The 12200-nt window shown below is 58.0% G+C and carries 11 protein-coding genes; 2 read left to right on the top strand and 9 right to left on the bottom strand.

The genetic code is table 11. The features are described 5' to 3' along the window. Window positions 1-8: 8 nt before the first annotated feature. From D882_RS0117875 to D882_RS0117900, 6 genes are all read right to left on the bottom strand, one after another. Window positions 9-1118 carry an alpha-xenorhabdolysin family binary toxin subunit A gene (locus D882_RS0117875; RefSeq protein ID WP_027924485.1) on the bottom strand — a complete coding sequence of 370 codons (1110 nt, stop codon included), beginning with the start codon at window positions 1116-1118 and terminating at the stop codon, window positions 9-11. Window positions 1119-1285: 167 nt separating this feature from the next. After that, window positions 1286-2449 (bottom strand): type III PLP-dependent enzyme, encoded by a 1164-nt coding sequence (locus D882_RS0117880; RefSeq protein WP_027924486.1) that lies wholly within the window; start codon window positions 2447-2449, stop codon window positions 1286-1288. A 733-nt stretch (window positions 2450-3182) separates the two neighbouring features. Further along, complete coding sequence (locus D882_RS0117885; protein WP_008148962.1) at window positions 3183-4340, bottom strand: betaine/proline/choline family ABC transporter ATP-binding protein; 1158 nt, start codon at window positions 4338-4340, stop codon at window positions 3183-3185. Further along, window positions 4337-4990 (bottom strand): ABC transporter permease, encoded by a 654-nt coding sequence (locus D882_RS0117890; protein ID WP_007942812.1) that lies wholly within the window; start codon window positions 4988-4990, stop codon window positions 4337-4339. The genes D882_RS0117885 and D882_RS0117890 overlap by 4 nt, the downstream gene beginning before the upstream one ends. Window positions 4991-5002: 12 nt before the next feature. Next, window positions 5003-5896 carry a glycine betaine ABC transporter substrate-binding protein gene (locus D882_RS0117895; protein ID WP_027924487.1) on the bottom strand — a complete coding sequence of 298 codons (894 nt, stop codon included), beginning with the start codon at window positions 5894-5896 and terminating at the stop codon, window positions 5003-5005. A 20-nt stretch (window positions 5897-5916) separates the two neighbouring features. After that, window positions 5917-6633 carry an ABC transporter permease gene (locus tag D882_RS0117900; RefSeq protein ID WP_027924488.1) on the bottom strand — a complete coding sequence of 239 codons (717 nt, stop codon included), beginning with the start codon at window positions 6631-6633 and terminating at the stop codon, window positions 5917-5919. Window positions 6634-7123: 490 nt separating this feature from the next. On the opposite strand from D882_RS0117900, the gene D882_RS0117905 reads away from it, so the two are divergent. Together D882_RS0117905 and D882_RS0117910 are read left to right on the top strand one after the other, a co-directional pair. Further along, window positions 7124-8707 (top strand): peptide chain release factor 3, encoded by a 1584-nt coding sequence (locus D882_RS0117905; RefSeq protein ID WP_027924489.1) that lies wholly within the window; start codon window positions 7124-7126, stop codon window positions 8705-8707. Window positions 8708-8955: 248 nt separating this feature from the next. After that, window positions 8956-9210, top strand: coding sequence for a hypothetical protein (locus tag D882_RS0117910; RefSeq protein WP_027924490.1), 255 nt, complete (start codon window positions 8956-8958; stop codon window positions 9208-9210). 97 nt (window positions 9211-9307) lie between these two features. On the opposite strand, the gene D882_RS0117915 is transcribed toward D882_RS0117910, so the two are convergent. From D882_RS0117915 to D882_RS0117925, 3 genes are read right to left on the bottom strand one after another with little or no spacing between them, the layout of a single operon-like run. Next, window positions 9308-10288 (bottom strand): peptide ABC transporter ATP-binding protein, encoded by a 981-nt coding sequence (locus D882_RS0117915; RefSeq protein WP_027924491.1) that lies wholly within the window; start codon window positions 10286-10288, stop codon window positions 9308-9310. After that, window positions 10288-11256 carry an ABC transporter ATP-binding protein gene (locus D882_RS0117920; protein ID WP_027924492.1) on the bottom strand — a complete coding sequence of 323 codons (969 nt, stop codon included), beginning with the start codon at window positions 11254-11256 and terminating at the stop codon, window positions 10288-10290. The genes D882_RS0117915 and D882_RS0117920 overlap by 1 nt, the downstream gene beginning before the upstream one ends. Before the next feature lie 10 nt (window positions 11257-11266). Beyond that, window positions 11267-12190 (bottom strand): ABC transporter permease subunit, encoded by a 924-nt coding sequence (locus D882_RS0117925; protein ID WP_027924493.1) that lies wholly within the window; start codon window positions 12188-12190, stop codon window positions 11267-11269. Between the last annotated feature and the right edge of the window lie 10 nt (window positions 12191-12200).

A 12200-nucleotide genomic window follows, 5' to 3' on the forward strand; every position in this document is an offset into this window, starting at 1 on the left:
CTTTAGTGTCAGTCGAATGCTTGGGTGAGTGTTTTGGCGTTGGATTCGATTTTTTTCCAGTTGTTGAGTACGGTGTCCAGGCTCGAAACAAAAGTTCTGAGCGTGAGGAATTCATGAATGCCATCAATTTTGTTTTTTGAAGAGTCGATGAATTCCGAAATTGTGATCCACAGGGTTTCCAGTAGGGCGGTACTCTCCGTAGCTCCGATGATGTAAGAGTCGACGCTTTGCAAACGGTTGTGAAGGATCAATAAGGTGCCCGTCAGAACGTTTTTCTTGCGGACTTGCTCGGTGAGTTCATCCCGACGTCGGATCAATGGCGCTACACGGGCGTCCCGCATCATTGCTTTGACTTTTAGATACTGGGAGCCAAGCGGATCGGTAAAAGCCATAAAGTACTCGAAGAAGTTGGGCTCATTTTCCCTGGTTTTTTCATCGACCAGACGCTGAGCCTCATCAATCTCAGCATTGAGTCGAGTGATCTCGGCATTCAATTCGTGGTTGCCGGCCTGCTTCAGCTTTTCTCCAATCAACACCGCAACCACATCCGTCAGCTCGGTTTTGAAATGTTTCAGGCGGAGTTGGATGTCAGTGCTACTGGTTTTTTTTTGTTCGATGGAACTGGCAATGAAATGGAGAGATTCTTTGATGGACGGAAATCTGTTTGTCTCATCTCGTCCAATTTTAAGCTCGGGAAGTTTGGCAATTTCCTCATCGGTCATACTTTCGATTGTGCCAATGTAATTTATGTAGCCGGGCATTGTTTTAATGGTCGTGATAATGTCCTCTCCGAAATGCCGCAGGTCTTCGGAGAATGCCTGGAGGCTCCCGCCGACTCGTTTCATCGACAGTTCGATGTCGTTCCAGCGATTGGCATTGGTGACGATTTTTGCATAGGTATTTGCAATATCATAAGGCTCCAGTCCTGCAATGCCGGTGTTTTCGCTTTTCAACAGCTTTTTAATATCGTCGATGTCGACCGGAAGTTTCTTTGCTTCGGAAATGTATTTTTTAATTCGTGTGATATCCCCTTTGGTCACAATCGGCGGAGATGCATTAAAGGCGTCACTTTTGTTGTTGGGGGCGGTATCGAATAGTATTGGTTGATTAAGCTGCATGTTTGAAATCCTTTTCAAATGGGTGAGCGTGCAGCATAACTTCAATTAAATGGTCTGTGATTATTTGGTCTGTAACTATTTATGGTGTTGGAAATGGTATGTTTTAGTTTGCGCAGAAATAAAAAAACCCGTGAAGAGTCACGGGTTTTTTTGTGGGTCTTTACTAATTAGACGTAAAACGACTTCAGCGGCGGAAAGCCATTGAATTCAACGGCGCTGTAACTGGTGGTGTACGCACCGGTCGACAACCAGTACAAACGATCACCGATGGCCAGGTTCAGCGGCAAACCGTACTTGTAGTTTTCGTACATGATGTCGGCGCTGTCGCAGGTCGGGCCGGCGATGACCACTTCTTCCATCTCGCCTTTCTTCTCGGTCCAGATCGGGAACTTGATGGCTTCGTCCATGGTTTCGATCAGGCCGGAGAACTTGCCCACATCCGTGTACACCCAGCGTTCTACCGCCGTGCGGGATTTACGCGCGACCAGTACCACTTCGCTGACCAGGATGCCGGCGTTGGCGATCAGCGAACGGCCCGGCTCGAGGATAATTTCCGGCAGGTCATCACCGAAGTCTTCCTTGAGGAAACGGATGATTTCTTCAGCGTAGGTTTCCAGGCTGTTGGTGCGGGTGATGTAGTTGGCCGGGAAGCCACCGCCCATGTTGATCAGCTTGAGGTGAATGCCGTCTTCTTCCTTCAGGCGTTCGAAGATCACTTTGACCTTGGCGATCGCCGCGTCCCAGACGCTGATGTCGCGCTGTTGCGAGCCGACGTGGAACGAGATGCCGTACGGCACCAGGCCCAGGTCACGGGCGAGGATCAGCAGGTCCATGGCCATGTCGGTCTGGCAGCCGAATTTGCGCGACAAAGGCCAGTCAGCCGTGGTCGAGCCTTCGGTGAGGATGCGCACGTAGACTTTCGAACCCGGTGCAGCCTTGGCGATGTTGCGCAGGTCGGCTTCGGAGTCGGTGGCATACAGACGCACGCCCTTCTCGTAGAAGTAGCGAATGTCCTTGGATTTCTTGATGGTGTTGCCGTAGCTGATGCGATCCGGGCCAACGCCCTGGTTCATCACTTTGTCGAGCTCGTAGATCGACGCGATGTCGAAGTTCGAACCTTTTTCTTTGAGCAGGTCGATGATTTCGACGGCCGGGTTGGCCTTGACGGCGTAGTAGACCTTGGCGAATTCGAAACCGGCGCGCAGGTCGTCATAGGCCTGGCTGATCATCGCGGTGTCGATCACCACGAACGGGGTTTCTTGTTTGTCGGCGAAGGCCTTCATTTTGTTGAAGGTATCGCGCGCGAAATAGTCTTCGACGTTGATCGACATGCTGGGAACTCCTACTGGCAAACTAGATTAATCAATGGGTGCGAGGGTGTGTCATCAATGAGTTCGCGAGTGCGTTGTCGCCTGAGCGCGTGCCAGGCAAGGCGCAGGCCGCCGCTAATGGTCATTCCCTTCGCAAGGCCTGCAACGCAGCATGGCGCGCGCTCAGGCACAACCCGAAGGGCCGGGCCTGCTTTTGCGCAGGGCTGCGTTACTCGTCCCTTATTTGGAACAACCAAACTTCGGTCCTCGCGCCTTGCCCTGCGCAAAAGCAGACTCCGGCGCACTCGTGAACTCATTGATGACACACCCTCCTGAACGTCCTCCGTATCCCCACTTTGGTTCGCCTACTTCCCAAGGCATGTCGCCGAAAGCAAAAAGGCCATGGGAAGCGGTGCGTTCCCTTGGCCTTGCTGTCTCGTCGTCAGTACTTGAGCCGGATGGATCGTTTCCAGCATGGACGTTCGGCGCGAACTTTAGGGCGTGAGGGGCTTGAGATCAACAAAAAATGTCGCGTTTTTGCACGCTTCCGTCGTGCGGTCCTGGATAGCTACTGATGTAACCGACCTGCATGACAGTGTGATGTTCCCTGTGGAGGGATATTTGAGGGGATTCAGCGGGTATTTGTGGTGCCCCCAATCGCGGACAAGCCCGCTCCCACAGTGATTTCTGTCGTACACAAATCTTGTGTACGCCAAGAACCCCGTGGGAGCGGGCTTGCCCGCGAGGCGTCAGATCAGGCGACAGCAGTCTCGGCCGGCGAAACAATGCTGGTCTTGCCCCCACGGGACTTGCCTGAGCTCAAGTACTCGGCAATCGATTCCTGAGTCACTTCACCCAGGAACACCCGCTCCGCATCCATCACTGGCAACCACGAGCGGTTGAACTCGTACATGCGCGACAGCAGGATGCGCAAATGCTCGTCAAACGCCGCCGTGGCGTTGAACTCACGCAAGTACTGCGCGCAAGTCCCGGTTTGACGGTGCAGATCGCGACGACGCACGTAGCCCAGAGCCTTGTTATCGGCGCAGGTGACCACGACATAGCGACGGTCGAGTTCATCCATCAACTCCAGCGCTTCAGCCACCGGTGTTTCCGGGCTCACCGACGGCGCGTTGTCCGCCGCGTCCTCGGCTTTCACCAGCAACAGACGCTTGAGCGTGCTGTCCTGGCCGACGAAGTTGCTGACGAAATCATCCGCCGGGTGCGCCAGCAGCGTGTCCGGGTGATCGATCTGCAGGAGTTTGCCGGCGCGGAAAATTGCAATCTTGTCGCCCAGCTTGATGGCTTCGTCGATGTCGTGGCTGACCATGATCACGGTCTTGTTCAGCGCGCGCTGCATCTCGAAGAACTCGTTCTGGATCATCTCGCGGTTGATCGGGTCGACCGCGCCGAAGGGTTCGTCCATCAGCAACAATGGCGCATCCGCCGCCAGTGCCCGAATCACACCGATCCGCTGCTGCTGACCGCCGGACAACTCGCGCGGATAGCGATTCAGGTATTGCTTGGGTTCCAGCTTGATCATGCTCATCAACTCGCGGGCACGGTCGTGGCATTTCTGTTTGTCCCAGCCCAGCAGGCGCGGAACGATGGTGATGTTTTCCTCGATGGTCATGTTCGGGAACAAACCAATCTGCTGGATCACATAACCGATGTTGCGGCGCAGGGTCACTGCGTCGAGGTCGGTGGTGTCTTCGCCGTTGATCAGGATCTTGCCCGAGGTCGGCTTGATCAAGCGGTTGATCATCTTCAGCGTGGTGCTTTTGCCGCAGCCCGATGGTCCGAGGAACACACAGATCTCGCCTTCATTGACGGTCAGGCTTACCGAGTCCACGGCTTTCACATCTTTGCCGTTGCTTTGGAAGGTCTTGCTGAGGTTTTGAAGTTCGATCATTTGAGCAGTCCTTTTGGAGTCAGCGTGCGTTGCAGCCATTGCAGAAGCAGGTCGGCGAAGATGGCCAGGAGACTGACCAGCACGGCGCCGACGATCAGCATCGACATGTCGCTGCGGCTGATGGAAGCGAGAATGAGTACACCGAGGCCACCGGCGCCGATGGTCGCGGCGATGGTCATGACACCGATGTTCATGACCACGGCAGTGCGTACGCCGGCGAGGATCACCGGCACTGCGATGGGCAGTTCGACCATGCGCAGGCGCTGGCCGAAGGTCATGCCGATGCCGCGGGCGGCTTCGCGAATGCCCGGTTCGACGCCGGTCAGCGCCAAGTAGGTGTTACGCATGATCGGCAGCAGCGAGTACAGAAACACGGCCGTGATCGCCGGCATCGGACCGAGGCCCTGGCCGAATTTGGAGTAAAACGGCAGCAGCAGGCCGAACAGCGCAATCGACGGCACGGTCAGCAGCACCGTGGCACTGGCTTGCAGCGGGCCGGCGAGCGTCGGAAAGCGCGTCATCAGAATGCCCAGCGGCACGCCGACCAGAATCGCCAGGGTCACGGCGATGCCGACCAGGGTGATGTGCTGCCAGGTCAGGTGCAGCACCAATGGCCAGTCGAGATGGGAAAAGGCGTTCAGAAATTCCATGTCTTTTCCTCCTTATTTGATGGGATGTTGGCGCAGGAAATCGGCGGCAACGGATGACGGGCTTTCGTGATCGACATCGACCCGCGCGTTGAGCTGGCGCATGGTTTCGTCGTCGAACAGTTCAGCCAGCGGCTTGAGTTCTTCGGCGAGTTTCGGATGGGCGTCGAGGTACACCTGACGTACCACCGGCGCGGCGGTGTAGTCCGGGAAGTAGTGCTTGTCGTCTTCGAGCAGTTTCAGCTTGAAGGCGTTAAGACGACCGTCGGTGGTGTAGACCAGACCGGCAAATACCTGGCCATTGCGCAGGGCGGTGTAGACCAAACCAGCATCCATCTGCCGGATGTTTTTGCGCGTCAGGTTCATGCCGTAGAGGTCGACCATGCCGTTCAGCCCGTCGGAACGGTTGGCGAACTCGGTGTCCAGCGCGACCAGATGATTGTCCTTTTGCTCAGCTTGCAGCACCGTGTTCAGCTCGCTGATGGTGTTGATCTGCGGGTAAGCCTTCGCGGTGGTTTCCGGCAGGGCCAGGGCATAGGTGTTGCTGAATTTCGACGGGGTCAGCCAGACGAGGCCTTTTTTCACGTCGAGTTCTTTCACCTTGGCGTAGGACTGGGCGCTGTCGAGTTTTTCCGTGATGTGGTTGTAAGCCACCAGCGACACGCCGGTGTATTCCCACATCAAATCCAGCTGGCCACTTTCGTGGGCGCTGCGAGCGAGGTTGCTGCCCAGGCCGCCGGTCACCTGGGTGTCGTAACCCTTGGTGCGCAGGTATTGGGAGGTGATTTCCGCGAGCAGGGTTTGTTCGGTGAACACCCGGGCGCCGATGCGGATGACCGGTTTTTCAGCGGCGTGGGCAAATCCTGCGAACAGCAGGGCGCAGCCTAGAAATAAGCATACTTTTTTCATATTGATTCCTTTGCCGAGGCTTAAGACGGGCGTAGGCCGCGTTCGAGCCAGAGGCGGCTGGCGAGTGTCACCAGACCGTCGAGCAGCAAGGCCAGCAGGGCGGTGCAGGCCGCGCCGAGCAGCAGTTGCGGCTGATTGTTCAGGGCGATGCCGGGGAAAATCAGGCTGCCCAGGCTGTTGGCGCCGATCAGGAACGCCAGCGGAGCCGTCCCGACGTTGATCGCCAGGGCCACGCGAACGCCACCAACGATGATCGGCACGGCGTTTGGCAGTTCGACCCGCCACAGCACTTGGGTCGGGGTCATGCCGATGCCGACAGCGGCTTCTTTCAGTGAACCTTGAACGTTTTTCAGGCCTTCATAAGTGTTGCGCACAATCGGCAACAGCGAGGCGAGGAACAGGGCGAAGATCGCGGGGCCGCTGCCGATGCCCAGAATCCCCAGGGCGATGGCCAGTACGGCGAGCGGCGGCACGGTATTGCCGATGTTGAAGAGCTGCATGAAGCGCTCAGCTCGGTCCACCATGGACGGACGGCTGAGGAAGATACCGGCGGGAATGCCCACAACGAGGGCGGCCAGCATGGAAACAAGGACGAGAATCAGATGAGCTTGCAGGTAAAACAACAAATCGTCGCGGTAATGTTCGATCGTGTTGATGCCAATCCAATGGACCAGCAGGGCCAGAAGGGCGACGACAACCGCACCTCCTATCAGCCCTTTGCCATAGCGAATAGCCACAGGCGGACTCCTTTTTTCTTTTGTCGGCGAACGCAGTCCCGAGTGGCAATGCCATTGCTGGCTGCCGGGTCATCAACGTTCGCGAGAAGCAGCTCTTCATGCTGATGGAACCGCATGAGATCGAGCCATAAGCGCAGCCTCGTCAGGCTAACTTGCAGGTTTTTCGAACCCTGCTACGAGAGCTGTAACAGGGGAGTGGACGCCTCCACCTTTTAAAAGGTTCCATATTTAGCAGCAATTAGCCACCCCGCATCTTGTATTACCCCTGTAGCCGCTGCCGAGCCCGCGAGGCTGCGTCTGGCGACGAAGTCGTCGTCGATTCACCTGTCGCGGTGTGTCTGATCCACCGCAGCGTCCGGTTTTACGACGGCTGCGCCGCCGGACGCAGCCTCGCGGGCTCGGCAGCGGCTACAGGTGAACGGTGGTCCATAGGTTACTTTTTAAGCTATACTCGCCGCCCTTTTTTGAATCACCTGCCAGGCGATTTCCCATGACCAAACAGGCCGCCGAAGTCGCGAAACGCCGCACTTTCGCCATTATTTCCCACCCCGATGCCGGTAAAACCACCATTACCGAGAAGCTCTTGCTGATGGGCAAGGCGATTGCGATTGCGGGCACGGTGAAGTCTCGCAAGTCCGACCGCCATGCCACCTCCGACTGGATGGAAATGGAAAAACAACGGGGTATTTCCATTACCACGTCGGTCATGCAGTTCCCGTATCGCGACCACATGATCAACCTGCTCGACACCCCGGGCCACGAAGACTTCTCCGAAGACACCTACCGCACCCTGACGGCGGTGGACTCGGCCTTGATGGTTCTCGACGGCGGTAAGGGTGTAGAGCCACGGACCATCGCGCTGATGGACGTTTGCCGTCTGCGTGACACGCCGATCGTCAGCTTCATCAACAAACTCGACCGTGACATCCGCGACCCGATTGAACTGCTCGATGAGATCGAAGCGGTCCTGAAGATCAAGGCCGCGCCGATCACCTGGCCGATCGGTTGCTACCGCGATTTCAAGGGCGTGTATCACCTCGCCGACGACTACATCATCGTGTACACCGCCGGTCACGGCCACGAGCGTACCGATGTGAAAATCATCGAGAAGCTCGATTCCGATGAAGCGCGCGCGCATTTGGGCGACGAGTACGATCGCTTCGTCGATCAGCTGGAGCTGGTGCAGGGCGCCTGCCACGAGTTCAACCAGCAGGAATTCCTCGACGGCCAACTGACGCCGGTGTTCTTCGGTACTGCACTGGGCAACTTCGGTGTCGATCACGTGCTCGACGCCGTGGTCAACTGGGCGCCGAAGCCATTGGCCCGTGTCGCCAACGAGCGCACCGTCGAGCCGGTTGAAGAGAAGTTCACCGGTTTCGTGTTCAAGATCCAGGCGAACATGGACCCGAAACACCGCGACCGTATCGCCTTCATGCGCATTTGCTCCGGCAAGTACGAAAAAGGCATGAAGATGCGCCACGTACGCACCGGCAAGGATGTGCGGATCGGTGACGCGCTGACCTTCTTCTCCTCCGAGCGTGAGCAGCTGGAAGAAGCGTTTGCCGGCGACATCATCGGTTTGCACAACCACGGCACCATCCAGATCGGCGACACCTTCACCGAAGGCGAAACCCTGGGCTTCACCGGTATCCCGCACTTCGCCCCGGAACTGTTCCGTCGCGTACGCCTGCGTGATCCGTTGAAATCCAAGCAGCTGCGTCAAGGCTTGCAGCAGTTGGCGGAAGAGGGCGCGACCCAGGTGTTCTTCCCCGAGCGCAGCAACGACATCATCCTCGGCGCCGTCGGTGTGCTGCAGTTCGATGTGGTCGCCAGCCGCTTGAAAGAGGAATACAAGGTTGAGTGCTCTTACGAGCCGATCACCGTTTATTCCGCGCGCTGGATCGATTGCAGCGACAAGAAGAAGCTTGAGGAATTCTCCAACAAGGCGGTGGAAAACCTCGCGATCGACGGCGGTGGTCACCTGACCTACCTGGCCCCGACCCGGGTCAACCTGGCACTGATGGAAGAGCGCTGGCCGGACGTGAAATTCCGTGCGACGCGCGAGCATCACTAAGCGCTGAGTCGAAACCCACAGAACCCCGTTGCGAAAGCAGCGGGGTTTTTTATTGCCTGACGCAAATCCCCTTGTGGGGGCGAGCAATAACGATTCGAGATAACTGTTATTCAAAACCAATCTGCCGATCACGGGCATTTCCAGCCCGTCGTTAGCGTCCTGTCTGGTGAACCACACTGATCGGAACTAGATTTCATTCAGCGCCAGTCAGGCACCCAAGCTTCACCCCAAAAAGGATGGATTCGGCTATGAGCATTGTTCAACGTATTGTGCTGTTGCTTAAGGTTTTAGTGATGTTGTCCGTGGGCATGTCGGCGGCGTGGGCGGAGTGCCCGGAGCATGGCGAACAGGTGTCGAGCGGGCAGGTGATACATGCCGGGATGATGATTGCCAAATCTGACTCCGAGGCTGGGGACAAAGATCAGGGCGGTAGTGAGGGCGATGACGACTCGACCACTGAAGAGCCCGACACCGACGAGGATGAAGGCGACAGCCAGTCTTAAACGGCAGGCAAAAGAAAACCCCTTCTACTCCAACTGATGCGCAGTCGTTATAGAAGAGGTCCGGTATTGCTGTGGGAGCAAAACTGCTCCCACATTTTTATGCCGCGCCGTCGAGGAATTGCTCGGCGTAGTGGCAAGCCACCTGGCGGTTATCGAGAGTGCGCAGGGCTGGCTCTTCGGTGCTGCAGCGCTCGGTGGCGTATGGGCAGCGCTTGTGGAAAGCGCAACCCGATGGCGGGTTCAACGGGTTAGGCAACTCGCCGACGATCTTGATTTTCGGCTTGTTCGGGTCCGGGTGAATGGTCGGTGTGGCCGACAACAGCGCCTGGGTGTAAGGGTGCAGCGGACGCTCGTAGATGTCGTTCTTCGGACCCATTTCCACCGGGCGACCGAGGTACATCACCATCACGTCATCGGCAACGTGTTGCACCACGGCCAGGTTGTGGGAGATGAACACGTAGGCGGTGTTGAACTCTTGCTGCAAATCCATGAACAGGTTCAGCACCTGCGCCTGAATCGACACGTCCAGCGCCGAGGTCGGTTCGTCCGCTACCAGCACTTTAGGCTGCAGCATCATCGCGCGGGCCAAGGCGATCCGCTGGCGCTGACCGCCGGAGAACATGTGCGGATAACGCTGGTAGTGCTCGGGACGCAAGCCCACCTGCTTCATCATGGCCTGGACTTTTTCGCGACGTTCGGCCGCCGACAGGTTGGTGTTGATCAGCAGCGGTTCGCCGAGCTGGTCACCGACTTTCTGCCGTGGGTTGAGCGAGGCGTACGGGCTCTGGAACACCATCTGCACGTCTTTGCGCAGTTGCTTGCGCTGGGCCTTGTCGGCACCGGCGACTTCCTGGCCGGCGATTTTCAAGGAGCCGGAGGACGGCTCTTCGATCAGTGTCAACGCACGGGCCAGGGTGGATTTGCCGCAGCCCGATTCACCAACCACGGCGAGGGTCTTGCCGGCGTGCAGTTCAAACGACACGCCGTTGAGGGCGCGCACGGTCGCATGGCCCTTGAACAGGCCGCGGGACACTTCGTAGTGACGGGTCAGGTCGCGGGCGGTAAGTACGACGGCCATTACGCCACCTCCTGATTAAGCGGGTAGAAGCAGCGGGCGAGGCTGTGGCTTTTCGGGTCCAGGGCCGGGCGCGTGGCGCGGCAGCTGTCTTGCACATACGGGCAACGCGGCGACAGCAGGCAACCCTGCGGACGGTCGTAGCGCCCGGGAACGATGCCCGGCAGGGTCGACAGGCGTGTAGCGCCGAGGCTGTGTTCCGGAATCGCCTTGAGCAACGCTTCGCTGTACGGGTGCGCCGGAATGTCGAACAGCTGCGGCACCTGACCGACCTCAACCGCCTGGCCGGCGTACATCACGCACACACGCTGGGCGGTTTCAGCCACGACCGCGAGGTCGTGAGTGATCAGCACCAGGCCCATGTTCTGCTCTTTCTGCAACGCCAGCAGCAGGTCCATGATCTGCGCCTGAATCGTGACGTCGAGTGCCGTGGTCGGTTCGTCAGCGATCAGCAGTTTCGGTTCGCCGGCAATCGCCATGGCGATCGCAACACGCTGGCTCATACCGCCGGACAGTTGGTGCGGGTAGGCGTCCATACGACTGGCAGCGCCCGGGATTTCCACTTTTTCCAATAGTTCGATGGCACGCTTGCGCGCTTGCTTGCCGGACATTTTCAGGTGCAGGCGCAGCACTTCCTCGATCTGGAAACCGACGGTGTAGCTCGGGTTCAGCGCGGTCATCGGGTCCTGGAAGACCATGGCCAGGTCTTTGCCGACGATTTGTCGACGCTGACGGTTGCTGAGCTTGAGCATGTTCTTGCCGTCGAAATTCAGGGCGTCGGCAGTGACGATCCCTGGATGCTCGATCAGGCCCATCAGCGCCATCATGGTCACGGATTTACCCGAACCCGACTCGCCAACGATGGCCAGGACTTCGCCTTTTTCCACGGTGATGTCGAGCCCGTCGACCACCGGAACGGCGTTCTTGTCGCCGAAACGAACGTTGAGATTCTTGATTTCTAACAGTGACATTTGAATCTCCTCAGGCGGCGTTCTTGAGTTTCGGGTCCAGCGCATCGCGCAGGCCGTCGCCCATCAAGTTGATTGCCAGCACGCTGAGCAAAATGGTCAAGCCAGGCAGGCTGACTACCCACCAGGCGCGTTCGATGTAGTCGCGAGCCGAAGCCAGCATGGTGCCCCACTCAGGGGTTGGCGGTTGTACGCCAAGGCCGAGGAAGCCCAGTGCGGCGGCATCGAGAATCGCCGAGGAGAAGCTCAAGGTCGCCTGAACGATCAGCGGCGCCATGCAGTTAGGCAGCACGGTGATGAACATCAGGCGGGGCAGCGTGGCACCGGCCAGGCGCGCAGCGGTCACGTAGTCGCGGTTCAGTTCGCCCATCACCGCAGCGCGGGTCAGACGAACATAGGACGGCAGGGACACCACGGCGATGGCGATCACGGTGTTGATCAGGCCAGGGCCGAGGATGGCGACAATCGCCACGGCCAGCAGCAGGGACGGCAGGGCCAGCATGATGTCCATCAGACGCATGATGGTCGGGCCGAGCAAGCGCGGGAAGAAACCGGCGAACAGACCCAGCAGGATCCCCGGAATCAGCGACATCACCACCGACGACAAACCGATCATCAACGACAGACGCGAACCGGTGATCAGGCGCGACAGCAGGTCGCGACCCAGTTCATCGGTGCCGAGCAGGAACTGGATCTGCCCACCTTCCAGCCAGGCTGGCGGGGTCAGCAGGAAGTCACGGTATTGCTCGCTCGGGTTATGCGGGGCAACCCACGGCGCGAAGATCGCGCAGAAAATCACCAGGATCATGAACATCAGGCCGGCGACGGCGCCCTTGTTGCGGGAAAACGCGTGCCAGAATTCTTTGTACGGGGACGGATACAACAGGCTTTGATCGACTGTTACCGCTTGATTTGGCGTTGTAGCTGGAGTGGTCATGGTCATGATC

The sequence above is a fragment of the Pseudomonas sp. URMO17WK12:I12 genome, assembly GCF_000514395.1.
In the GTDB taxonomy this organism is placed as follows: Bacteria; Pseudomonadota; Gammaproteobacteria; order Pseudomonadales; family Pseudomonadaceae; genus Aquipseudomonas; species Aquipseudomonas mucoides.